Annotated in this window: 20 protein-coding genes and 1 pseudogene; 17 read left to right on the forward strand and 4 right to left on the reverse strand. The window is 46.0% G+C overall.

The genetic code is table 11. The features are described 5' to 3' along the window. Positions 1 to 94 precede the first annotated feature (94 nt). On the forward strand, positions 95 to 571 hold the full coding sequence (locus tag R6H26_RS02820) for a hypothetical protein (protein ID WP_404788137.1): 477 nt from the start codon (positions 95 to 97) through the stop codon (positions 569 to 571). An 18-nt stretch (positions 572 to 589) separates the two neighbouring features. Here R6H26_RS02820 and R6H26_RS02825 read toward each other — a convergent pair whose 3' ends face one another. After that, positions 590 to 850 (reverse strand): hypothetical protein, encoded by a 261-nt coding sequence (locus R6H26_RS02825; protein ID WP_404788139.1) that lies wholly within the window; start codon positions 848 to 850, stop codon positions 590 to 592. 92 nt (positions 851 to 942) lie between these two features. Then, positions 943 to 1,446, reverse strand: a complete 504-nt coding sequence (locus tag R6H26_RS02830) for a hypothetical protein (protein WP_404788141.1) — start codon at positions 1,444 to 1,446, stop codon at positions 943 to 945. 344 nt (positions 1,447 to 1,790) lie between these two features. On the opposite strand from R6H26_RS02830, the gene R6H26_RS02835 reads away from it, so the two are divergent. Continuing rightward, positions 1,791 to 4,424 carry a hypothetical protein gene (locus R6H26_RS02835; protein WP_404788143.1) on the forward strand — a complete coding sequence of 878 codons (2,634 nt, stop codon included), beginning with the start codon at positions 1,791 to 1,793 and terminating at the stop codon, positions 4,422 to 4,424. 1 nt (position 4,425) lies between these two features. Here R6H26_RS02835 and R6H26_RS02840 read toward each other — a convergent pair whose 3' ends face one another. Further along, positions 4,426 to 6,711 carry an FdhF/YdeP family oxidoreductase gene (locus tag R6H26_RS02840; RefSeq protein ID WP_404788145.1) on the reverse strand — a complete coding sequence of 762 codons (2,286 nt, stop codon included), beginning with the start codon at positions 6,709 to 6,711 and terminating at the stop codon, positions 4,426 to 4,428. 78 nt (positions 6,712 to 6,789) lie between these two features. Here R6H26_RS02840 and R6H26_RS02845 point away from each other — a divergent pair, with 78 nt between their 5' ends. The 14 genes and pseudogenes from R6H26_RS02845 (at position 6,790) to lpdA (ending at position 23,279) form a co-directional block, all read left to right on the forward strand. Further along, the gene (locus tag R6H26_RS02845; protein WP_404788147.1) at positions 6,790 to 7,677 is read left to right on the forward strand and encodes an alpha/beta fold hydrolase; all 888 of its coding nucleotides are present in this window, start codon (positions 6,790 to 6,792) and stop codon (positions 7,675 to 7,677) included. Between the two features lie 1,184 nt (positions 7,678 to 8,861). After that, entirely contained in the window at positions 8,862 to 9,716 is an 855-nt protein-coding gene (locus tag R6H26_RS02850; protein ID WP_404788149.1) for a WecB/TagA/CpsF family glycosyltransferase, read from the forward strand. A 154-nt stretch (positions 9,717 to 9,870) separates the two neighbouring features. Further along, complete coding sequence (locus tag R6H26_RS02855) at positions 9,871 to 10,038, forward strand: hypothetical protein (RefSeq protein ID WP_404788151.1); 168 nt, start codon at positions 9,871 to 9,873, stop codon at positions 10,036 to 10,038. A gap of 98 nt (positions 10,039 to 10,136) precedes the next feature. Then, positions 10,137 to 12,332: a GumC family protein gene (locus R6H26_RS02860; protein WP_404788152.1), complete on the forward strand. Its 2,196-nt coding sequence runs from the start codon at positions 10,137 to 10,139 to the stop codon at positions 12,330 to 12,332. Between the two features lie 270 nt (positions 12,333 to 12,602). Further along, complete coding sequence (locus R6H26_RS02865; protein WP_404788154.1) at positions 12,603 to 13,865, forward strand: oligosaccharide flippase family protein; 1,263 nt, start codon at positions 12,603 to 12,605, stop codon at positions 13,863 to 13,865. Positions 13,866 to 13,901: 36 nt separating this feature from the next. Further along, positions 13,902 to 15,236, forward strand: a complete 1,335-nt coding sequence (locus R6H26_RS02870) for an O-antigen ligase family protein (RefSeq protein WP_404788156.1) — start codon at positions 13,902 to 13,904, stop codon at positions 15,234 to 15,236. 147 nt (positions 15,237 to 15,383) lie between these two features. Then, complete coding sequence (locus tag R6H26_RS02875) at positions 15,384 to 16,307, forward strand: glycosyltransferase family 2 protein (protein WP_404788158.1); 924 nt, start codon at positions 15,384 to 15,386, stop codon at positions 16,305 to 16,307. Continuing rightward, positions 16,300 to 17,445 carry a glycosyltransferase gene (locus tag R6H26_RS02880; RefSeq protein WP_404788159.1) on the forward strand — a complete coding sequence of 382 codons (1,146 nt, stop codon included), beginning with the start codon at positions 16,300 to 16,302 and terminating at the stop codon, positions 17,443 to 17,445. The genes R6H26_RS02875 and R6H26_RS02880 overlap by 8 nt, the downstream gene beginning before the upstream one ends. Positions 17,446 to 17,499: 54 nt before the next feature. Continuing rightward, positions 17,500 to 17,868 (forward strand): annotated as a pseudogene (locus tag R6H26_RS02885) (glycosyltransferase family 2 protein); the annotation flags it as partial. A 102-nt stretch (positions 17,869 to 17,970) separates the two neighbouring features. Then, entirely contained in the window at positions 17,971 to 18,459 is a 489-nt protein-coding gene (locus R6H26_RS02890) for a hypothetical protein (protein ID WP_404791479.1), read from the forward strand. A 35-nt stretch (positions 18,460 to 18,494) separates the two neighbouring features. Next, on the forward strand, positions 18,495 to 19,565 hold the full coding sequence (locus tag R6H26_RS02895) for a glycosyltransferase family 4 protein (protein ID WP_404788161.1): 1,071 nt from the start codon (positions 18,495 to 18,497) through the stop codon (positions 19,563 to 19,565). A 40-nt stretch (positions 19,566 to 19,605) separates the two neighbouring features. Further along, positions 19,606 to 20,793, forward strand: a complete 1,188-nt coding sequence (locus R6H26_RS02900) for an endo-1,4-beta-xylanase (RefSeq protein ID WP_404788163.1) — start codon at positions 19,606 to 19,608, stop codon at positions 20,791 to 20,793. Positions 20,794 to 20,965: 172 nt separating this feature from the next. Beyond that, positions 20,966 to 21,649: an acyltransferase gene (locus R6H26_RS02905; RefSeq protein WP_404788165.1), complete on the forward strand. Its 684-nt coding sequence runs from the start codon at positions 20,966 to 20,968 to the stop codon at positions 21,647 to 21,649. A gap of 190 nt (positions 21,650 to 21,839) precedes the next feature. Next, entirely contained in the window at positions 21,840 to 23,279 is a 1,440-nt protein-coding gene (lpdA, locus tag R6H26_RS02910; RefSeq protein WP_404788167.1) for a dihydrolipoyl dehydrogenase, read from the forward strand. Here lpdA and R6H26_RS02915 read toward each other — a convergent pair whose 3' ends face one another. Beyond that, positions 23,280 to 24,584 carry an FAD-dependent hydroxylase gene (locus R6H26_RS02915; RefSeq protein ID WP_404788168.1) on the reverse strand — a complete coding sequence of 435 codons (1,305 nt, stop codon included), beginning with the start codon at positions 24,582 to 24,584 and terminating at the stop codon, positions 23,280 to 23,282. Positions 24,585 to 24,843: 259 nt separating this feature from the next. On the opposite strand from R6H26_RS02915, the gene R6H26_RS02920 reads away from it, so the two are divergent. Next, positions 24,844 to 25,362: a hypothetical protein gene (locus R6H26_RS02920; protein WP_404788169.1), complete on the forward strand. Its 519-nt coding sequence runs from the start codon at positions 24,844 to 24,846 to the stop codon at positions 25,360 to 25,362. Positions 25,363 to 25,372: the final 10 nt, after the last annotated feature.

Consider the following 25,372-nt stretch of genomic DNA (forward strand, 5'->3'; position numbering starts at 1 on the left):
GATGCAGCTCACAGATTAGGGGCGGGCTGGGTCACTGAGTCGTTCTATCTTTTAGCGCATGCTATATACAGCCTAGATGAGAGGATTGAAATCTGTGAACGGCTTTGGATGTAGAAAAAAAGCAGTTTTGTTTTTCAATGCAGGGCTAGCGGGACTTAGCCTTGGCATCAACTTGCTGGCGGGCACGGCTGGAGCAGAGACCGCGACGATCGAGCCTCCGATCCAGCAAGACGGAATTTACTTATACGGCGAGACCAATACGGCCCGTCAGCCGGGTAAAGGCTACCTCATTTTTCAGCAGTCCGGCGATCGGATTGTCGGCGCAATGTATTACCCGCAATCTGAGTACACCTGTTTCACGGGAAAGCGTGCCGCGACAAAGGTTCATCTTCAACCCTTTGAGCCAGCGGGACAGCCTTTGCCCGAGCAAGGCGCGCTTCAAATTTCTCTGCCTGGATTGCACTCCATCAGCCAGATTGGCTCATCCGAACGCCAGACGCTAGCAGCCTGCCAACGAGAGGCGATCGCCCTTCAACCTTCCGGTGCGGTTACGGTTTTACCCCTCCCTTAACGAGCGCTGTTGGCTGGCTCAAACCTTCCCGTCAAACTGGCGATACCAAACCCAATTTGCTGCAATTTCAAGAACCAGCAGAATAATGCCCGCACCTATTGCAAGATCGGGTCTGTAGTTGCTTCGGCTGAGGGTTTCCATCCAAACCTGGGTGCGATTGGAGTGCAGGGTAAGATGGGCGATCGCCGGAAACAAATAAATTAACGCTGCCCCGATCGCCATCCACCCCACCATTGCGCTGAGGAGAAAGATCGTTTTTGCGGTTGATTGCGAACCCATAATGCCTGAGATAAAAATGGTTAAAAAAGAGGATGCAGTCTAGATCGCCCCTAAGGAGAAAGACTACACCCTCTCGAACCACTGGAGTAAAGTTAGAGTCGATTCTTTAAAAGATCTCGGATACTGAAGCCGCCACCGCCGCCCAAGAGATCGCCTAGGCCGCCCAATAACCCGCCGCCCAGGAGTCCACCGCCCCCCAGGATGCCGCTATTTCTAGAGGAACGGCTCGACAGACCTTCCATAACGCCCGTGATGACTGACGGTGCAACTTCTCCAATGACCCCCATCGTGTCGTTGCCCTTACTGGCCGTCGCGCAATCGCTCAAGGTTCCAGTGCTGCCCTGAATGCTTTGGTCGGCAACGCAAGCGCAAAATTTGTTGACCTGCTTGAAGTCTGCATCGTTCGCGTTGGCATGGGCATCGAGGCAGTCGCGATAAACAGCCATTCTTCTGGGCGATGGCGTTGAAGTATTGGGAAGGGATCGCTCCGGTGTGGGAGAAGACTCGAATAGGGGTTTACTCTGAGCGCTTAAAGGCATGACGAGACCGGAAACCAGAAAAAGACCGAGGCCAAGAACGGGAGTGAGGGTTTTCATGGTGTTTTGCTTCAAGACAATCTAAATAGATAGATATTTCGCTGAGCTTCTAAACTCTATTTTTCCCAGAAATCTCTGGTTAATTTCAGTAACCTTCGTTTGCGAGCTAGAAAAACGCTCTCTAGAGGACTTAGATGAGTTCTGTCTAGCAAAACCGATAGAACTGAGCGCTATCGACCCAGCATTGAATTGATTCTAGTGTTTTTCAAGAATTTTTGTGCAGAAACGCAGACGCACTCTAAGTCTCGGGATAAGATTCGAGCAAGTTTGTACGCACGCATAAGGTGCATCGAGATTTAAGACTGCAAACGGGTTGGGATTGATTCCCAAGGATACAAAACGACATGATGGCTGAGGAAGGTTTCGTTAAGGGCGATCGCACTAAGAAAGTTGCGGTGATTGCCGTTCACGGCATCTCCGACCAAAAACCCTATGAGTCGGCACGGGCGATCGCCGATCTACTGCTAACCCAGGCCGATCCGGCCCAATCGACCTATGCCCCCTTCAGCGAACAGTTTATCCGGGTGAAGGTCGCTCGCGTTGAAGCGCAACAACAGGTCAATATTGAGATGGTCGAGGGCTGGAATCATCCGATATCCAAATTTTTAGATGGGGTTTTGCCTCGAAAATGGGCGGAAGTTTTCTACCGTCTGTGGGACTCCGCTGACGAACGCGGACCTTTTATGCGCCGGCTTTTGACGGGCAAGCCTGCCGATCGAAAGGATCCTTTAACTCAGCCAGACTATCTCTTTATTCGCGACCAAATTGATGAATATCAAAAAAAGTCAGTCTATGACAGCATTTGCTTGGAAGGTTACAGGATCGACGCCCACCAGACATCTCCAGAAAAGTCCCCAACCCAAGTGCATATTTACGAAATGTACTGGGCCGATCTCTCCCGGCTGGGTTCTGGTTTCGTTCGCATTTTTGGGGAACTCTATCAGCTCTTGTTTCACCTAGGCAGCTTGGGACGCCAATCCGTCGACTTGCTTCGAGCCGAACACCAAGAGGTTCAAAAGCATCCCGCGTTTGGCAATTGGCTCAACATTTGGGCTTGGTACGGCGCTACCGAAGCATTAGCCGCTCGGATCCTGTCTTTGTTTCTCCCCATTTTGAACTTGTGCCTCCTGGTCGTCGCGCTCTTGAGCCTTCCAGGCAATATTCCAGAACCCTATGCTGGCTCGGTCGCGACCGTCAGTACCGGAATATTGCTGACGGTCTGCGTAGGCCACAGGCTGCTGCACTCCAATAAAACAGCGTTCTGGCCCTGGCTCCTCCTGCCATTTTTTAGCGGGATTGCTGCTGCCTTAAGCATTGAAGGTCTTGTCACGGGTAAGTTTGACACTGGCTTTGCATTTGGTTCATACCGATGGCTGGCCATAGAATGGGCGGTGCTGCTTGGCGCGGTCATTTGGTATGCGTTAGTCAAGCCCTACAGCCGCCATCGACCAGGGGCAGATGTTTTCGCGATCGCTATTGGAATTCCGTTGGGGCTAGCGACCTTTGGGCTGATCTGTACGGCTGCAAACTCCCATCTGGGTATTACGTTTGCCAGTCTGCGCGCGATCGAGGTCATTTATCTGCTGCTGATGGGCGGTTGGATGGTCTTTTTGCTGCTGTACTTTTCTACCCTGGCGATTGCTGGATTGGCGATCGCCAGTATTGCCCAAAACGGCGACAGCGCGAGAACCTTGGCAAGGCGTGCCGCTTGGACGGCGCGCTTTGCCCTCGCATTCCCCGCACTTTTATTTTCTTTCTTAACGCTGTCGCTGTGGACGGCCTTGGCCCGTCTGTCGAAATCCTTTGTACCCGATGAAGCCTTTTACAAACCGCTTTGGTTTTTTAGAGCCATTCAGCCTGTCTTTAAACCCTTTGATTTTGCCCACGACCTCACGGTTTTCTCAGGTTCGGGATTGGCCTCAATCGTCATTCTTGCAACAGTCTTAGCTCTAATTTTATTTCTCTGGGTTTTGGTGCCTGCCATTTTGACAGAAATCTTTCCCCCCGAAACAAAAGACCCCGATAACTTGTTTTCCCAAGGGTTGGGAAACTGGCTTAACAACGGATTTAGGCTTATTCTAGGGCCAGGAGATTGGATTATTTCTTGGGTTATTCCCTTTTTATTTTTTGCCGGAACGATCGATGGAATTTTCTTGCTGAGCGGACAAAAAACCTCCGTTTTAGTCATGCTACTGCCATGGTTGAAGCCAATCGCTGGTTCGACCGAGACGCTGTTAACTTGGGTGGCTGCGTTTTTGACCGCTTCTGCCACCAGCCTCATTGCCTTTGGTGGGCGTTTAAATCAGCTTTCCTTAGGGCTGCGCGGTGCGATCGATGCAGTGTTAGATGTCGATAATTATCTGCGGCTTCACCCCCGAGACGATAACCCTAGCGCTCGAATTTATGCCCGCTATACGTCGCTGCTGCGCTATCTGTGCCGTCAGACTGCGCCGGACGGAGAACCCTACGATGCTTTGATCGTTGTGGCCCACAGTCAAGGTAGTGTTATCAGCGCTGACCTGCTTCGGTTTTTGGCGATCGACCCCGATCCAGAACTAAAACGGCTTTCGGAATCTAAACGTATCTATCTTTTTACCATGGGGTCGCCGCTCCGCCAGCTCTACAGCTATGCTTTTCCCCATCTCTATCGCTGGGCGATCCAAGAACCCGCTTCTGCCGAAACCATTTTGGACCTCGGACCGCAGGTCAATCCCCGTCCTGAAACCTTGCTCGGCGTCAGGGCGTGGGTCAATAGCTTTCGCAGCGGCGATTATGTGGGACGTCACATCTGGCGATCGGATCGCGCCGCACAGCAGTGGTTTCGGGTCGATGCTCGTAATACGCCAAACTTCATTTCAGTGGATCGAACTCAAACCCGTCGCGAGTTTTGCTTGGGTCCAGGTGCCCACACCCATTACTGGGACAAATATGCGCCTGAGGTGGCCCGTGAAATCGATCGCCTCATTCGCGAGAGTTGAATCATTTCGAAACAGGCCCTAGGGCATAAACCGCTACAGGCACCCGCTTGTAGGCTGGGATCCCTGACTTCTCGTCGACGCGTGCTTTGAAAATAGCGTTTACCTCTGGGTAAAACATCAGCGCCGCACCCTCGCGAATTTGACCGTAGATAATTTCTACGTCGTCCAACTGAGCGCGATCGCCCCTAACCGCGACCCGCTGGTGCTCCGATAGCCCAGCTTTCCGCGCATCTGCCGCATTCATCAAAATGCAATTTCGGTGAGGCATCCCGCGATATCGATCGCCAGAGCGGTAGACCACTGTATTGTGCTGGGAGTAACTGCGTCCCGTCCCGAGGGCTAAGACAATGCCCTTGGCTTGGGCTGGAACCTCAAACTCTGCCAAGGTAGGCAGCGAGAGGCAAGGCAGGGGCGTGACAAACATATTGGCTTTACCAGAGGGCGTGGCAAACGTCGGCTCGTGGAAAATTCGGTTTGAAATGGTGAACTCTTGCTTCGTGCGATCGATCTCCCCAATTTTTTCGTAGCCTGGAATGGTTTTGGCAATCAACTGGCGGACGTAGCGCGTGTCTTGCAACTCGCGCCAGCGCACGGGAGCTTCGCCATGAAGCCGATGGGCCAGCTCCGTCAAAAACTCAACCTCAGAAATCAGATCGGCCTCCTTGAGGTGGGTGCTGCCCTCGTCGCTGAGCCGCACAAAATTGTTGCCCGATTCCGTCGTGACTTTGTGGGGATTCTCAAAACGAGCAAATACGGGAATGACAAGGGTATTTTGGCGAGCCAACCCGTGGAAATGACCTAGATTGGGCTTGGTTGCCAGGTAAACGATCGTTTCAACATTCCCTAGCGCTCGCTTAGCTTGGGTCGAGTCGGGATTGGCCGCGTACAGGTTGCCGCCCAAGCAGAGCAGCGTATCAATTTTGCCGCTATCGGCAGCCGCGATTAGGGCGTGAGTGTTGTAACCAGGGACGCGACTGAGGGGACGATCCAGTAATTTTTCCAGAGCCGCGCGAATTTCTTCCTTGAGGTGAATCGTGACGCCCATCGACCCAAACCCCTGCACGTTAGAGTGCCCGCGCACGGGCATCGTTCCGGCTCCGGGTTTGCCCGCATTCCCTGTCAGAAGCGCCGTATTGGCAATACTAAATACGTTGTCAACGCCGTTGTCATGCTGGGTAATACCCATAGACCAGGCAAAAACAACCCGCTGTGAAGTTCCGATCGTTGTCGCTGCTGCTTCAATTTCTGAGCGCGATATGCCGCAAGTTTGGGTAATCGCGTCCCAGTCAGTCGCAGCGGCGTATTCTACAACCGCTTCCCAGCCTTCAGTATGGTTTTGGAGGTATTTAGGCTGGCTCAATCCCTGTTCGAGCAAAGATTTTTGAATGCCCACCATCAGCGCCGCATCGCTCCCTGGGATGGGCTGAAGGTACAGCGATGCAATATCGGAACCGACCAGCAGCGATTTTACAAACGCAGGTGAGGCGAATTTGACCAGTCCGACTTCCACTAAGGGATTGACGATAATGACTTTACCGCCACGATCGCGCAGTTTAATCAGCTCGTTCATCAGTCGCGGTTGGTTGGCAGGCGCGTTAGACCCCAGCAATACCACGCAGTCCGATTGCTTGAGATCCGCCAGGCTCACCATCGAAGTGCCGGAACCGAACATTTGCTTCAATCCTGTCGTGGAGGGGACGTGGCACAAGTCGGAACAGTCCGCTAAGTTATTCGATCCTAAGGCCCGCATCATCAGCTGCAATAGATACGCTGCTTCGTTAGACGATCTCCCGGAACTATAAGATGCCACGCGCTCGGCGGGTTTGCGGAAAGCGGATTCGGCGATCGCAAACACTTCCTCCCAGGAAATGCGCTCGTAATGCTGGCTCCCCGCCCTCAGAATCATCGGAAAGCTGAGCCGCCCCAACCGATCGGCTTCTTGAGAAGTCAGTTGCTGAAGCTCGGTAATTCTGCGTCGGGCAAAGATTTCGGGAGCGATCGCGGGTTTGAGTTCGGCGGCGATCGCCTCTACGCTTTTGGCACAGCGCTGGAGCGTTTCCCCCTCTTCGTTTGCAAAGCCGCCCTTTTGGCCCCCGGTGCCCCACGCACAAGAAAGGCAAGCACTTCTGTGGCGGAGCGTTTTCCAAATTTGGGGACCATCCGGCGATAGGGTATGCTCTGCCCAGTATTGAATGACAGGCATCCCACCACCCACGGTTGGCGTTCGAGAATTCTTTAGCTCGGCATCGGTTGCAGAGGGGACGTTAGATGGCCTTTCTAAATCCATAGCGCACCTCAGTACATGGAAATCGCAATGCGTCCTTCAGATAGGATAACTTTTTCTTAGAGTCACCCAAGGCCGAATATGCTTCCCGTTTTATCTCCCATTTCAACCGATGGTTTGACAGAGCCTACTTCAATTGCAATGGTGGCGGCCATAGAATCGCGTTCCATTCCCGTCCCCTTTAGACCGGAAGGCATAGAGACGACGTACGTACGGCAAGGCACGGGGTCGCCACCCATTTTGCTGCTCCATGGCTTCGATAGCTCCGTACTGGAGTTTCGTCGCTTGCTACCGCTCCTAGCGCAGCACGCGCAGACCTGGGCGATCGATCTGTTGGGGTTTGGTTTTACAGAACGTCCCGACGGTCTTGATGTATCGCCTGCTAATATCGAGACGCATTTGCACTCATTTTGGCAGACTGCAATCCAACGTCCGGTCGTGCTGGTGGGAGCATCAATGGGCGGGGCCGCAGCGATCTCCTTTACGCTTGCGTTTCCTGAGGCTGTAGAGAAGCTGGTTCTCATCGATAGTGCGGGTTATGGTGGCGGGCCTGCAATGGGTCGGTTCTTGTCCGATTCTCTGGGCAATTGGGTCACAGAGGGATTTCTCAAAAAGCCATCCGTCCGCCAGAAAATTAGCGAGAAGGCCTATTTCAACCCAACCTTTGCGTCCCCCGATGCTCGGACGTGCGCGGCCCTCCATTTGGATCGCCCGAACTGGTCTAAATCCCTGATTTCGTTTACGCGCAGTGGCGGGTATCGCTCGTGCAAGGCTAGACTTACAGAAGTTCGGGTGCCAACATCGATCTTGTGGGGAGAGTGCGATCGCATTCTCGGCACAAAGGACGCAGCTAAATTCCATCGCGCTATTCGTCAAAGTAAACTGATGTGGGTGCCAAACTGCGGTCACGTGCCCCACCTAGAACGGCCTGATACTGTTGCAGCGGCGATCGCGCAATTCGTCATTTGAGTTGCCCGACACGCCAAGGCCAATGATGGCGAACGCAAAAGTGAAGTATCACCCACAGCATTACGGCGCGACGTTCAATACATAGAAGTATATTTAAACTTTAAAGAGGATGGCAGGACTTGATTTGAGCGATTGTGTGAGAAGCTTGCCGATCTAAAAACGGAAAATGTATATCAAAACACACACACACAACTTCCGTGGTGTTAATATTTGTTTAGTGGGCCTTGTTCGCTTCATAGTTTTACGTTTAGGCATTGAGTACCACAGCCGAAAATGTAGGATTTGAAGATCTAAGTAACTAAGTCATGTCAATCGTGAAATATTACTGTAGTGCGAACAAGAAATAAAGCTGCATTTTCTCTTTTTGTTTTGACTTAAAAGTTCCGGGGGGAATTATGAACTCATCATTAAATGAGCAGGTGTCGAAAACGAGCACTTTTGTGAAAGACAAAAGTAAACTGTCCTGCCAAGCTCAGTCTAAAAAAAGATATGAGAGAATTTTCTTCGAAGTTAATGGTGTAGCTTAGAACTCTACAAGACTAGGCTGTTTGGCTTCGTAGTTTCCATTGCAATACTGAATGATGAAAGCCGATCGGGTTGCAATTGAGCACCTAAGGTTTGAATGACGTATCACTTCAGACGGCTGCGTAGCGGTTACTGTCTTCTAAAGTTACGATTTCAATGTAATTTGATGAAACTCAGGCGGCTGAGGGTTTCGAGCTACATTCTGCCACTCTGGGTGTCAGAAGAATATCTGCGTACATTTCTCTGCTTTCTGAATAAGTGCTTAGCTACGACGGCCTTATAGCTAAGTTATTCGTAGCTAAAGCTGTGTTGTATGCGCAAAGGTATAAGGTTCTTTGCTATTACGGCTAGGCAATTTCTCACGCGTTCAAATCTCGCTGTGCAAATCATTATGGCGCAGCTAACTTCGCCTATCTTTTTAGCTAGAAATCTATAAATTTTCTCTTGAAAAAGAGGAGATATTCTAGCACTATATTTGCATTTTAATAGGCTTAATGCTACAGAAACTTATTTGCTACGAGGCAAAAAAAACTTTAATTTTAAAATCAAAAATTAAGGTTGTTTGACCTTAATAAGTCTCGCTAAAGTGTTTTTGGATGTCTGAAATTCCTTACGCCTAATTCATTTGTAAAAGAAAAATATTAGCCTGAGATAATGCAATGAACTCCAAAAATTTACAGACGATCGATAGTAAATTTAAAAGCTTTCCAACAAACAATGCATATTTGTTGGGGCGAAAAATCACATGTATTACTACTGACTCATTGATACGAATGATTCATAAATCTTGTGAAAATAATGAAAAAATAACTGTAGCGAATTATAACGTTCACAGTTTTAACATGTCTATACAATTTCCATGGTTCTACAAGTTTCTTCAGCAAGCAGACATCGCTCATTGCGACGGACTCGGTATTATTTATGCTTTGCGTTTTATGGGCTATAGTATCCCTCATGCCTATAGAGTTTCTTACTCAGTTTTGATGCCAAAATTACTAAGGCATTGTAATAATAACTGTTTTTCTGTTTACCTGTTAGGAGCCAAGGATGAAAATCTAAAAATGGCATTAAACAATATCAAAAAGCAGTACCCAAACATTAAAATATTCGGACATCATGGATATTTCTTTGTTAACGATAAAGAAAAAAACCTTGAAATTGTTTCTGATATAAATAAAATTCAACCTAATGTCCTTATCGTTGGTATGGGAATGCCTATCCAAGAGTATTGGGTTCAAAAATATCAAAAACAACTGAATGTTAACTCCATTTTATTAGGTGGTGCGGTCATCGATAGACTAGCGGGAATTGTTCCTGAATGTCCTGAAATTTTATCCAATATTGGCCTTGAATGGTTGTTCCGCTTAGTAAGAGAACCTAAACGATTGATGACTCGATATATATTAGGAAATCCGGCATTTTTATTGCAAATTACGCTTGCCAAATTTCAAAATTCACCTTTAAGAATTTCTGCGAGAGAAGATATTTCGAGTGAGTTCGAAAGTCTATTTTAGAATGGTTTTGTTTCCTCGGCTCGTATAGGATTTTAGGTGTCTAATCGTTGAACGATTGAGCAACCCCGATTAGTTTCCAGTAGACTAGGTCAAATATTCGGTTTCTTAAATTTGTTTGTTGCCATCCTAGATTTTAAGTTATAGGGAGAGTTGAATGAATATCGATAGATTCAAAGATTTGTATAGAGTACTTTTAATTCAAATGGGAGTTAGTAGTGATAAGGCAGAAAGCGCATGTCAACATCTAACCGTTGAGGATATGAAAATTATCAGTGAGATTTGGCCTGAATGGCAATCTATTTTCTCTATGAATAAAACATAAAGGAAGCATTATCACAGATTTTTTATCTTCCTTTTTTTAATAAAAATTCTGATTCAATACCTTTTCTGAACACATACCCATTGTCTATGCGAGGTACCATGGAATCTACATCCGAGTTTCAACGCTTTGCATCTGATTTGCAAAATTTGCTTTCTATCGTAAAGCGACGTGGGAAGCCAGCTCTGGCTGGTGCAGGAGCAATATTTTCAGCAGTTGTATTATTAATAATTATTCAAGGCCCTAGTTATGAAACTAGCGGAAAAATTTTATTAGAAAAGAGAAACTCTACCTCTTCTTTGACAGAGTCAGGAAAAGAAATTGGTGAATTAAACTCGGTCGGTAGTAGCGATCCAGTTTCTAATGAAATGGAAATTATCCGTTCGTTACCTATTGCTCAAAGAACGATTCAAGATTTGCAGCTTAAGGATGAAAAGGGAAGACCTCTTGAACCTGAAACATTTTTAGAAAAGAAATTGACCGTCGAAAAAATCAGGGGTACCGATCTTTTGAAAATAACTTATAAAAGTAAAGCGCCTCAGGAAGCGGCTGCAGTTGTAAATAAATTAATGAGTATTTATGTCGAAAATGGTATTTTGATCGATCGTTCAAAAGCTTTAATGACTGGTAAGTTTGTCAGTCAGCAGCTTCCTTCTACTGAAGTTGCCGTTCGTAAGGCGGAAGATGCCATACGCAAATTCAAAGAAGTCAACCGAATTTCCGATCTAAATGAAGAGAAACGGTCTACCGAAGCAGCGGTATCTACGATCGATCAAAAAATGAGTGAGTCTCGCACTGCTTTAAAGAGTTCCTTATCTCGTTCCGAGCACATTCAACGTCAGTTGGGTATTACCTCTGGAAACGCACTTCAGATGAGCTCGCTGAATCAAACGCAACCCGTACAAGAAGTAATCGGCGAACTCAAACAAGCCGAAAGTCAGCGTGCCGTTGCGCTCAATCGTTATAGCGAACAGCATCCTATTATTATTGAATTAACTAATAAAGTTAATACATTAAAAGAGTTACTTCAAAATAGAATTAAGCAGGCTGTTAATGTCCAGGTTAAACTCAGCGATAGTCAACTGCAGTATCGGGGGGTAAAGCAAACTCTTCTCGATGATTTCGTAAAGGTACAAGCTGACAACGCAGCTCTGAGCGCGCAGCTCAGCTCTCTAGGCAACGAGAAAGAGCTTTATCTAAAGAGAATCAATACTTTACCTAGACTAGAGCAAAAGCAGCGAGAGCTTGAAAGACAGCTTGAAGCATCACAATCTACTTATTCTATGCTTTTAAAGAAATCTCAGGAAATCCGAATTGCCATCAACCAGAGCGATGGTAATGCTCGAATTATTGAATATGCAAGCATACCTAAAAAATTTCGAATAAAGCCGATTTTACTCAAGCTTAGCTTAGGTATATTCTGCAGTGGGTTGATTGGTGTCGCAATAACCTTTCTGTTGGAAGTTCGAGATAAATCAATTAAAACAGTCAAGGAGGCCAGAGAGAAATTTAATTACACATTATTAGGAGTAATTCCAAGCTTTGAATTCTCAGGGCATGATAACTCTGTTTTTGAAGAGTATGGAAAGCTAGTTCCACAGTTAATCGTTCAGAAATTTCCCTCTTCTCCTATCTGTGAAGCCTTCCGAATGCTTCATTCAAATCTAAGGTTTATGAACACTGATTCGGAATTGAAGACAATTGTAGTAACAAGTTGTATCCCTGGAGAAGGCAAGTCAACAGTTGCGGCAAACCTTGCCTTAACTATGGTACAGCAAGGACTTAAGATCTTGTTGATTGATAGTGATATGCGTCGTCCAATGCAACACCGAATATGGGAAACATCACAGCCTTACGGTTTAAGCGATCTCATCGTTGGGCAAGTCGATTCTAAAAAAGTTATCCATCATGACAAGGATGGCTTGTATTTACTCACATCAGGAGCAATGCCACCAAATCCTGGCTCGCTGCTCGACTCAAAAAGAATGTCTTCGCTATTACAACAATTTTCTCAGGAATTTGACCTTGTTATTATCGATACTCCTCCTCTTCTTTCTGTAAATGATGCACGTATTTTAGGTAATATAGCAGATGGAATTATTGTAGTTGCAAGGCCTGGGATTATTAATTCTAATGATGCTGTTTCTGCAAGAGAACTCTTGAGTCAGTTAGAGCACAAAGTTCTTGGCATGGTTGTCAATAGAATTATTCCTCAACATGAACCTAATAGCTATTTCTACTATGAAAAAAGCTACCAGTCCAGCTTTTCTGTGTCGAATCAGAAAATTGAAGTTTAGATGATTATCTCAAAATTTAAAATCTACTCTAACTTATACCGTTACGATCGAGTTCGTTTTGAGGCGTTTTGCTTTAAAGTTTTCTTCAAATATTTCTATTTTTAATTCTTTATTGAGCTATGGATTATTTTGTGTATGTGTCTATAAAGGAAAACAACAAAGAGCGAAAATTTTTGACCTGATATGTATGCTATTTTTTTTAGAAAAATAAGTTAAATGAAATTGGAGAATCATCTACGCTTAGAAAATGAGTCCAGAAAAAACTCTCTTGTGAAAAATACTCTCTGGATGCTTCTTTCCAATGGAGGGCGGCTAATTTTACAAGCAGGCTACTTTATAATTATTGCTCGTGCTTTAGGACCAGAACAATATGGTGCTTTTATAGGTGCGACTTCAATAGTTTCAATTGTGGCTCCTTTTGCAAGCTTAGGCAGTGGTCATCTTCTTATCAAAAATGTATCTAGAAATAGAGCTTTATTTAGTGCATATTGGGGTAATGCCTTATTTATGATTTTGGTTTCAGGGATTGCCCTGATAATCTTGATTGTCTCAATTTCACCTATACTTTTGCCCAAAACTATTTCACAATCTTTAGTTTTGATGGCTGCAATAACGGATCTAATATTTTTTAGAATTATAGATACGGCTGGTCAAGCTTTTAGTTCTGTATTATGGCTGAGTAGAACAGCACAGTTGAGCATACTTCAAGGTATAACAAGACTGTTTGCTGCTTTTGCACTAGTTAGTTTTTTTGATAATCCGAATGCTTTAGATTGGACATGTTTTTATCTTGTGGGTACGATTGCGTGTTCCTTCGTTGGGATTTACACCGTTCAGCGTTTCTTAGGATCGCCTAAATTATCTTTAGGGCTTATTAAGCATGAGATTGTTGAGGGATTCTACTTTTCTTTAGGTTTATCGTCTCAAACTATTTATAATGATGTAGATAAGACAATGTTGGCCAGTCTATCTTCTCTAGAAGCAACAGGAGTCTATGCAGCAGCATATCGCCTAATAGATGTAGCCTTTGTGCCCATTCGCTCGCTACTAGGAGCTGCATATGCTGAATTCTTCCAACATGGTGCTTCAGGTATCAAAGGTTCATTGGTTCTTGCAAAACGTTTAACACCGTCAGCAGGATTGTATGGAATTGCAGCTGGGATAGGCTTGTTTTACGGCGCGCCAGTTGTTCAGCTAGTCTTTGGTAATGAATATGCCGGTACTGTGGAGGCACTTCGATGGCTGGCACCCATCCCATTCCTTAAATCTATGCACTATTTGGCAGCAGATTCTCTTACTGGTGCTGGATTTCAAGGAATTCGTAGTGCAATGCAAGTATCAATTGCAATATTTAATGTCTTAATAAATTTCTGGTTAATTCCCAAATACTCTTTTCAAGGTGCAGCTTGGGCTAGTTTAGCCTCTGATGGATTATTAATGCTAGGACTATGGATAACTGTTATTTTTATATATAAAAATCAAATACAGATTCCTGGAGAGTACCAAATAAAAAATAAGTTTTCTAAAAACTGATAAGCACGTATATGTTCTCGAAAGGGAGATTAAGCCTTGACTTTACTAAAGGCAATTGAAAGCATTTTTTCCGTTTTCTCTATTTTATTTTTCTCAGATGTCATACTACCTGTCTTATTTGAACAGGGGGTGTCTTGGCCAAGTATATTTCTAAGATATATTCCATATATAATTCAGATAATCACTTTATTCTTGTTGATTTTTTATCGGAAAAATATATTTAAACCTTTGCTTAAAGAGAAATTTTTATGGCTGTTTTTGTTCATATCAATTACTTCAATTTTCTGGTCTGATTTTCCAATTGCAACGCTCAGATTTATTATAAGACTTATTCAGATGACTACATTCGGAATTTATCTTGCTGGGCGTTATTCCCGAAAGGATCAGTTAAATTTGCTTTTGTGTTCGTTTGGAATTGCCACGTTACTTAGTCTTGTATTTGGCTTAGCACTTCCAGGTTACGGAATTATGGGAATGGGAAACATTGTAAATCCAGAGAATGCTACTCACGAAGGTGCTTGGCGTGGAGTTTTTAACCATAAAAATACCTTAGGAAGAACGATGGTTTTGACCTCTCTGATTTCTTCATTTTTTGCATTGAGTAACAAGCAATTTCGTTTAATTGGCCTTTCTATATGTGGTCTTTCTATATGTCTGACCATATTATCTACATCGAAAACATCTTTGATAATTCTTATAACTCTAATTATACTATTTCCTTTTTATAAGGCATTGAGATGGTCTTATACTGTAGCGCTACCTTTTCTAATTATATCGATACAAATAGTTGCGGGTACTTGTATTTTATTTCTAGGTAATGCAGAAATAATTGCAGGTGCTTTAGGGAAAGATTTAACCTTTACTGGTCGTACGGATATCTGGATGCTTGTTTTTGAAAAAATTCAATCTAGGCCTATTTTGGGCTATGGATTTGGAGGTTTTTGGCGTGGAATGAAAGGTGAATCTGGTGATTTATGGACAGAATTAAAATGGGCAATTCCTCACTCGCATAATGGTTTTTTAGATGTGGTTCTAGATTTAGGTTTAATCGGGTTGATTTTATTCTCTCTTACCTTATTAGCTGTTGCCTTAAGGTCGATCAAATTAGTACGCACAAGTAAATCTGATGGAGAAATTTATCCATTGATGTATCTAACTTTCCTGATATTGTTTAATTTAACTGAGAGCTCTATAGTTATACTAAATAGTATTTGGATTATATTTGTAACTATAGTTTTATCTACTCATGAAACTTTTGATTCGCATGAATTTGTCAGAAAAAGCTATTATAAAAAGGAAGAAAGTAGCAATCATAAGATACTAAGAAATTCGCTGCCTAAAGATTATGATTTTAATAATATAAATGGATAAATTTAATTGTTTTTTCTTCATCTTAAGTTAGAAAATCTCTAGATTATAGGAAGAATTTATGATTTTGAATCAATAGTCTTTTAAAGCATTATTGCATGATTTTTTCATTTTGAAGAATCAATTTTTTATGTTATAAAAAGGATTAATATGGCTTATCCAATTGTCAGTATTATTATTAATAATTATAATTACGGAAGATTTTTAGGCAGGGCAATAGACAGTGCATTAAATCAAACTTATCCTTATTGTGAAATAATTGTTGTCGATGATGGTTCAACAGATAATTCAAGAGATATTATTAGAAATTATACAGATGATATTATTCCGGTATTTAAAGAAAATCACGGACAAGCCTCAGCATTTAATGCAGGTTATGCTGTGAGTAAAGGAGATATTATCTGCTTTCTAGACTCTGACGACAATTTTTTGCCACAAAAGGTGGAAAAAATTGTAGAAATCTTTAAAGCCAACAAAGATATTGGATGGTGTTTTCATTCTCTTATGTTAGTAGATTCTAATAAAAAAGAACTAATGAAAAGTGATCGTAATCTATCATCGTGCATATGGGATTTTAGACTGCAAATTCGCAGAGGGAATTTACCATTTATTCCCTCTGCTACATCTGCCCTCTGCTTCAGACGTGATATTTTGAAAACAATTCTTCCTATGCCAGAAGCTATCAGAATTACCAGCGATAACTATTTAAAATTTATAGCATCTGCTTTAAGTAAAGGTTTCTTCCTTGATGAAGCGTTGACCATCCAAAATATACACGAAAATAATGCTCTTACATTAAATGACAAACAGATCTATCTTAAGGCTAGGATTCTCATCCTAACTGCTTATTGCATCAAGTCTGAATTTTCATTTTTATCTAAATTCTCTGACAAGCTTCTTATTACTGGAAACGGTATTTACTGGTGTATTAGAAAAGTCGATCCAGAATCAAAAGAATTTGTAAAAAAATATTTTTCTTCTTTAGGAATATTTATCAGACTTATTTTTAGGTTGAGAACTTTCTGCTTTTTCTTTAAGAACTTTGCCAAAATTAGAAGCTATGCTAATGTCTAAAGATCGTTCAATCATTATCTATCGCGATCTACTTCTTCAATCCTCTGAAACTTTTATACGAAGTCAGGCTGAAGCATTAAAATTTCATACACCTTACTATGTAGGTTCTAAACTACTGTCAGGCTTATCACTTCCTCCAGCACGCACTTTTTTGATAAATAAAACTGAATTTCTAGAAGGCCGCCTCGCTCGACTGTGTTCGAGAACGGGAAGGTATTCGTATCAATTTGTTCAACAATTAAGACAATTAAATCCTCTTTTAATTCACGCGCACTTTGGTCAAGATGGTGCAATGGCCTTAAAATTGGCAAATAATCTAGCGATTCCTCTTATTGTCACATTTCATGGATACGATATAACGGTTAAAGATAAATATGTAAGTTTCTCTACCGCACAATGCTTGTATTTAAAGCGTAGAGCTGTACTTAAGCGCGAAGCTAATTTATTTATTGCTGTTTCAGATTTTATTAAAGGTAAATTAATCGAACAAAACTTTCCTTCCGAGAGGATCGTGCGCCATTATATAGGTATAGATACTAATCTATTTCAGTCCGATCCATGTATACAGCGCGAACCGATTGTTTTGTTTGTCGGTCGGCTAGTTGAAAAGAAAGGTTGTGAATATTTAATAAGGGCTATGCTGAATGTAAAGATAGAATTTCCTGAAGCAAGGTTGTTAATAATTGGGGATGGCCCATTGCGTGTCTTTCTTGAAGATCTTGCTAAAAAGCTTTCAATAAATTGCCAGTTTCTTGGAGGAAAAACACCGGAAGTCGTTCGTTACTGGATGCAGAGAGCTAAGGTATTCTGCGTCCCAAGCATTACTGCAAAATCAGGGGATGCAGAAGGGTTTGGTTTAGTCTTTACTGAGGCACAGGCTATGGGATTGCCAGTAGTAAGCACTGTAAGTGGTGGTATTCCTGAAGCAGTGGCTCATGAAGAAACGGGTTTTTTGGTTGCCGAACGCGATGTAAAAGCTCTGTCAGCTCGCATTACAAAACTTCTTGAAGATCGAGAAGTTTGGCAGCGCTGTAGCCAAAGAGGTCAGGAAAGAGTTCGCACCCAATTCAATTTAAGTAAGCAAACCCATGAATTAGAAGCTATTTATAAAAATTTTGTCGCTCCTGTTAATAAATAAATTAGTTTTACCGACTCTATACATGCTGTTTATCTCATTTAAGGGGAAATAATAATGAAACCTACTATAAGTGTAGTCATACCAACCTATAATCGACCTTCGCTAGTGAGGAGAGCCGTAGAGAGCGCGCTTAGCCAAACTTTTAAGGAGATTGAAGTCCTTGTTGTGATCGATGGAATCGATCACAACACTTCTCATGCTTTATCGATCTTTAGCGATTCGCGGCTTCGAATAATTGAACTACCGATTGCTCGTGGAGGCGCTGGTGCTCGACAGGCTGGTTTTTGCGAATCCCAAGCTGAATGGATTGCTTTTCTTGATGATGATGACGAATGGCTACCTCATAAATTAGAGAAGCAATTACAGGTTGCTCGAGCTTCTGAATATCGATTCCCCATTGTGACTTGCTATGTCACAGGTACTACCCCTAAGGGCAAATTTGTTTGGCCTAAGCGTGCCTTAAGACCGCTCGAGCCAGTAAGTGAGTATTTGCTAGCTCGCAGTACTTTATTCCACGGTGAAGGTATGATTCAAACCTCTACGCTGGTTGTGAAAAGGGAGTTGTTGCAGAGCATTCCCTTCAAGGCAGATTTGCAAAGGCACCACGAATGGGATTGGCTGATCAGAGCTAGTGTGGTGCCAGGGGTCGGCATTGAGTTTGCGCGCGAACCTTTGGTGATTTGGTATGCAGAGGAGCAACGCAAAAGCGTAAGTAGTAAAAATCATTGGCAGTATTCCCTCAGCTGGATTCAGGAGCTTCGCACTTTAGTAACACCGCGAGCCTATGCGGCGTTCATTATGACGGTGGTAGGCGCGATCGCTGCTCGTGAAGGCGATCGCCATGCATTTTGGCCTTTGCTAAAAGAAGCGGTTTGGGTCGGTCGTCCCAAACCTATCGATCTGGCATTGTACCTAGGGATGTGGTTAATTCCCCAAGATGGTCGCCGCCAAATCCGCGCGCTGGTACAGTCCATCCGCGATCGGGGGGCTAAAGGCCGCCTTTCAGAAACTTAAGTTGTACATTTGCTTTTTCTAAGGGGGAAACAGAAATGAAAATTGTCCAAATCGTCACGCAAATGGAAGCTGGGGGTGCCCAGCGCGTTGCAGTATTGCTCTCAGAAGCATTGCGCCAAAAAGGATATGATTCTGAGGTTTGGTTTTTATACCTCAAGCGTCCGAGTCACAGCCACCTGCCGGATGTGAAAGTACTGTTTGAGACAAAACCTAAAGCCTTAGATTACCTCACTATTGCGCGCAGACTGCACGCTAAGCTTTCCATTCATCAACCGGATGTAACGATCACCCACACACACTACGCTAACGTGATGGGACAGGCGATCGCGCGATGGTGCGGGGTACCGCAACGGATTGCCGTGCAGCACAATCCCATTCACACTTACCCGAAAGTAGCGGCATGGGCAGACTGGTTCTTAGGCACGACCGCCTTTTATTCTGACAACGTAGCTGTTTCTAAAACAGTTGTGCAATCTACTGTTCGGCATCCCAGTGCCTATCGTCGCAAACTGACGCAAATTTATAACGGTATTCCAACTCGCACAGCCGACCCCGTTGCTGCCAATTTCCGCAAACAGTGGGGGTTGCCAGAAAACGTGCCGCTCCTGCTCAATGTCGGTCGCCTCGCTCACCAGAAAAACCAGGCCGTTTTAATTGAGTCGCTGCTGACGCTCAAGACGGCTCACCTTGCCATTTTAGGCGAGGGAGAATTGCGAGAATCGCTGCGGCAAAAAGTAACCGAACTCCAAATTGCAGATCGGGTCCATTTCCTAGGAGAACTGCCATCTGAAGACGTAGCACGATTCTTCTCAGCCTCCGATGTCTTTGTTTTCCCGTCTCTTTACGAAGCGATGCCAATGGCCTTGGTCGAAGCCATGAGTGCTGGAATTCCCATTGTTGCTAGCGACATTCCAGCGCTGCGAGAGGTTTTAGGCGACACGGGCTCGTTTGTACCTGCCGATAATGCAGTCGCGCTAGCCCAGGCCATCCAAACGATTTTGGACTCGCCCGCACTGGCCCGTGGAATGCAGGCAAAACTGTTGGGCCGAGCGCAGGTTTTCTCGCTAAAGGCCATGGCAGATTCCTACGAGACCCTGTTTGCTTGAGTTACGGCCTCAGCTTAACGTCCTAAATATGAGTAATATTATGCCTATTCGTTTGCAACGCTCGCTCGGTCGCCGCCGTGCGATTTTCCTCGGACTGGAAATGATGGCTGGGATCGGTGCTTTTACTGCGATATCCCAGTTTAGAAACGCGCAGACACAAGCGCAAAATCAAGTTCTACAGCGCGATTTTACAGTATCTGGCACTGCTCCGCTGCGCGATCGCGCGGCTCGCAAAGGCCTTTTTTATGGAGCTGCGGTGTTGCGCAGTCAGCTCGCGAAGGATGCTGAGTTTGCCAAGAGCGTCGCGCGCGAGTGCAATATTCTCGTGTCGATCGGGGAGTTTAAGTGGGATATGCTCCGCGTGCAGCCAGATCGCTTTAATTTCGAGCCAGCCGATGTACTTGTTAAGTTTGCGCGGACCCACAACATGCGCCTGCGAGGTCACACTTTAGTGTGGCATCAAGCTTTACCCCTATGGGTGGAAAGCACGATGAACAACCTGAACGCGCGGGAAATAATGGTCGATCATATTTCGACGGTCGTGCGCCGCTATGCAGGCGCTGTTCATTCGTGGGATGTCGTCAACGAGGCTATAAAACCAGAAGAGGGTCGAGAAGATGGATTGCGCTACACTCCCTGGCTTAATTTCTTAGGCCCTAACTATATCGATCTGGCCTTTCGAACTGCAGCCGCAGCCGATCCAAAGGCTATGCTCGTCTATAACGAGTTTGGGTTAGACTACGACACTCCAGGGGCGAATGCCAAACGCACTGCGGTTTTAAATCTGTTAACTCGCCTGAAAAATAGCGGGACGCCTATTCATGGTTTAGGCATTCAAGCGCATTTAGGCCGCGAGGGCAAAGCTAAGCTGAAGCCCGCTCAACTGAGGCAATTTTTACGGAACGTTGCCGACTTGGGGCTCAAAATTTTGATTACCGAAATGGACGTAACAGAGAAAGCCTTCCCGACTGACATTCAGTTGCGGGATCGCGGCATTGCCGCACTCTATGAAGACTATCTTTCCATTGTGCTGGAAGAACCCGCTGTCATTGCAGTATTGACCTGGGGACTCAGCGATCGCTATACCTGGCTATCCACAGCCGAACCTCGAAGCGATGAGTCTCCCGTACGCCCTCTCCCGTTGGACGCGCAGATGAACCGTAAATTTGCCTGGAATGCGATCGCCCGCAGCTTCGATAAAACAACTAAGCGATCGCCAGTAGCATAGTGTTAAAACTACAGCAAATTAGATTATTTATCCTACTTCATTGACATCAAAAGGTAAAAGCTCAATATATTCTTTCAACACTGCCAACAACTTTGATGTCTAGAAACTAGTTGATAGATTTCCTACATGTATCTGACTACTGCGTCACAAGTTTCTCTAGCAGATAGATTTTATGAAGCGGCTACTTCGATATGGATTGGCAGTATTAATCAGCTACATGCCTACTAATAGGTTACGGTGTATTTTGTATAACTTGCTACTCGGTTATACGGTCCGGCGCAGCAGGATTGGCATTGGCACAATTATTGCGACTGCTGCAGCTAAAATTGAAGGGGCTTCTATTGGATGTGGTAATAAGTTTACAGGTCCCATGTCAGTACAGATTTCGTCAGGAGCAAACATCTGTAAAGATAATATCTTTGCCTGCGGAGAATGGGTTCTGCAAGCTGAGTTTCAGGAGTGTGGTTATGAGTGCGCCTTAATTTTGCAAGAGAATACGCTAATTGCCGATGCTCATTTCTTCGATCTTGCTGGGCGGTTTGTGTTAGGCAAAGACTCATGGATTGCAGGGCGCGGCTCTCAATTTTGGACTCATGGTGCTGGAGTAAGCGATCGAAATATTGCGATCGGTGAGGGATGCTACATTGGTAGCGCTGTACGGTTTGCACCAGGGTGTCAGATTAGCGACAATACTCTTGTAGCCATGGGTAGTGTCGTCACAGGTAAAGTAGAGCAGCCCAACCTAATGATTGCCGGAATCCCCGCTAAAGTGATTAAAGAAAACTACGACTGGAAAACTAGAAAGTCCCTTACCACTAGCCCGACCCATTCAGAAAATCCAAGCGCGATAAGCTGAAGCCCGAAGCGATAGATGCTATTTATAGTTTTACGAGTACGGTCGCTGGCTTGATTAGAATAGGAATGAGTCCAGCTTGCTTAAAACTGCGCTCCAATGAAGAATATAAAGAAGAGAAGACCTCTGACATTCCGCCTAGGACAGGTCAGGGGCAGCAGTATGACAATTTAAGGCCGATTAGGAGAGCAGCGTGACGCAACAGTTTGACTACGATCTCGTCATTATTGGTGCCGGGGTAGGCGGCCACGGGGCAGCGCTCCATGCCGTTGAGTGCGGTCTAAAGACCGCAATTGTGGAGTCTCACGATATGGGCGGCACCTGTGTCAATCGGGGCTGCATTCCGTCTAAAGCGCTTCTGGCGGCATCGGGGCGAGTGCGAGAGCTCCGAGATGCGCACCACCTCAAATCTTTAGGCATTCAACTCCAGCAGGTTTCTTTCGAGCGCGAAGGTATTGCCGAGCACGCCAGCAACTTAGTGGCGAAACTCAGAGGCGATTTAACCAATAGCCTGACGCGGCTCAAGGTCGATATATTGAAAGGATGGGGCAAAGTTGCGGGCGCTCAAAAAGTATCGATTATTGGAGATAGCGGCGAAAAGACCGTCACTGCTCGCGACATTATTGTTGCCAGCGGTTCTGTCCCTTGGGTACCGCCGGGGGTGCAGGTGGATGGCAAAACCGTCTTTACCAGCGACGATGCGATTAAACTCAACTGGCTTCCCGCTTGGGTGGCTATTATTGGCAGCGGCTACATTGGATTGGAGTTTTCGGATGTGTATACGGCCCTCGGCTCCGAGGTAACGATCGTTGAGGCAATGGATCGGTTAATGCCGACCTTCGACCCGGACATCGCCAAAATTGCCCAGCGGGTCTTGATCGAACCGCGTGACATTGAAACCCGCGTGGGGCTGATTGCCAAGAAAGTGACGCCTGGTTCGCCTGTTGTTATCGAGCTGGCAGATCCGACAACGAAGGAAACGGTCGAGGTCATTGAAGTGGATGCCTGTCTGGTGGCAACGGGTCGCATCCCAGCCACTAAAAACCTGGGACTAGAAACCGTCGGAGCCGAACCCGATCGCCGTGGCTTTATTCCCGTCAACGATCGCCTCCAGGTCACGTACCAAGGGGAATCGATCCCGCACCTATGGGCGATCGGGGATGCAACAGGCAAGATGATGCTCGCCCATGCGGCTTCGGCTCAGGGGATTGCGGCGGTAGAAAGTATCTGCGGGCGCGATCGCACGGTCAACTATCGGGCTATCCCAGCAGCGGCCTTTACCCACCCCGAAGTCAGCTTCGTGGGCCTGACCGAACCCCAAGCAAAGGAGCTGGGAGATGCGGAAGGCTTCAAGATAAGCGCGGTTCGGAGTTACTTCAAGGGCAATTCCAAAGCTTTGGCCGAAGGTGAAACCGATGGGATTGCCAAAATTATCTACCGGGAGGATACGGGGGAAGTCTTGGGAGCGCACATTATTGGGCTTCACGCGGCAGATTTGATCCACGAGGCATCCAACGCGATCGCTCAGGGTGCCACCGTTAAAACCCTGTCCCATTTCGTCCACACGCATCCCACTCTCTCGGAAGTGTTAGACGAGGCCTACAAACGAGCAGCCGTAACGGTGAAAGCGTAACTAAAGCGTTTTTCTAACCAAAGCGGGGGTTCGACCCATCAACCCGGCCATAAAACGCAGTGCCGCTATTTTGAGCGCCGGAACGCGCTCCATGGCCCGCAAGCCCAAGCGCCGGGTCGCTGTAAGCAGCCAAATGTTATTGGAAAACATCAAATTGATCAGATCGGTGAAGCCCAAGGAGAGTCTATTTTCCCACTTTCGCCACCGCTCGTAGCGCTTCAGGACTCGCAGGCTGCCGATGTCCTCGCCCTTAGCGCGGGCTTCTTGCAGGACCTGAGCCAGCGCTCCCACATCGCGAATGCCCAAGTTCAATCCCTGCCCGCCGACGGGGTGGCAGGCATGGGCTGCATCGCCGACGAGGGCCAGCCGCGATCGCACGTACTCGCAGGAATGCATGAGCCGGGCCGGAAACGCAAAGCGATCGCTCGCAAGGGTCAACCGACCCATCCGATCGCCAAAGCGCTCCGCGAGTTTTTCGGTAAAGGCCGCATCATCCAGCGCTAAGAGCGCTTGCGCTTCCGCGTGGGGAGCCGTCCAGACAATGCGGCATTGGGTGTCTGAAACGGGCAGAATTGCAAAAGGCCCGCTGGGCCAGAAGCGCTCGTAAGCTGTATTTTGATGGAATTTTTCGGTTTGGATGGTGGCGACGATGCAGGACTGCCAGTAGGCTTTACCACGGGTCTTGATGGTTGCCCGCTCCCTCACTTGGGACGCAGAGCCGTCAGCCCCCACCACGAGCCGCACCCGCAGCGTTTGAATCGCTCCGGGTTTTCTCCCAGGTTCCTGAAGATCCACCGCAACGTAAGCTCCGCAATCTCGCTGGGCAACGACCCGTGCCGGACAGCGCCATGCTACATTTTCGCAAGTTTCGACAAAGGCCGACAGTTCCTTTAGCAATACCCGATGTTCTGCCACATGCCCCAGCGCGCTGGCTTTAAGATCTGAAGGCTTGAACTCAACGACGTGGGGACAATCCGCATCCGACATCCGCACTCGATTAAACCGCTGCACCTGAGGCTCGATGGCGGACCAAACGCCAATGCTCTCCCAAATCTGTTTTGAGCTGAGGTGGATTGCATAGGCTTGCCCCTTGGAAATCGCCTCGGCCTGGGGTTGCGCTTCCACGATCAGCACCCTCAATCCAGAATCCTTGAGTGCCGCAGCCAGAGTCACTCCTGCAATGCCCCCGCCTACTATGGCAACGTCGTAGTCTAAGTCTAAATTGGGCTGTTGTCCCTCCTGGATAAAGTCGCCAGGCAATGCAGGGGGTGCCAAGACGTTAGAGCGAGCAGCAGACTGAATCATGGAGCTGTTGCAAATGTTAATAACTAACCCTTTCATTCTGACGCGCAGGGTCGTTCTTAACAAGGGTAAAGGCTGCGGGAATCCTGCTGGCTGCACTTTTTTGGCCGATGGGAGTCAAAAGACAAGGTGTCCGCGCGCGCCAAAACCTCTGTCCTTTCTCTAGAGAGCTTCAAAAGTTATTGAATTGAAAAAACGCATTTATGTACGCACAGTCAGGTAAAATTCTCTACATGAAAAAAATTGTAAAAGGAGAACAGCCATGAAAAATAGGCTGTTTTGGGCCTGTGCCCTCTTAAGCTTTCTCAGCATTCCATTCTCTGCCAAAGCGGCGGGTAAAATTGCTGGATATCAGTACTACACCTTTGCCAACGGGGATTATCCGTTAGAACGCAATACCATCCATGTCATTCCTTGTCGTCCCCAAAACAATGACTGCAAAGAATTGGCCAGCACGATTAGAACAGAGGTAAAAAAGGCACTTGCCGATTTAGAGCGAGCAAAGCTAACGATAGAACAACCGACGGAAGCGTGGTCGCTTTTCATCCAACTCGACCAACGATTTTTGCCCATGCTGTCCTCTAAGACGGGCTACCAAAGCGTTCAAACAAAGGCAAAAGGCGTTTATTCATTTAAGTGCCCCGCTCAAAATTGTTTGGTCTATTCGACCGCATTTGCAAATAACCGTTTCAGTTATTGGGTTGTCATTCATCCGAGTTGGAAACGCCTAGATTTAGGCCCAGGTAAAGAAATGGCAGCCGATAAACCTCTCAAGATTTGAGCTTTCCTAC

This window comes from Altericista sp. CCNU0014, assembly GCF_044923475.1.
In the GTDB taxonomy this organism is placed as follows: Bacteria; Cyanobacteriota; Cyanobacteriia; order Thermosynechococcales; family Thermosynechococcaceae; genus JAAURS01.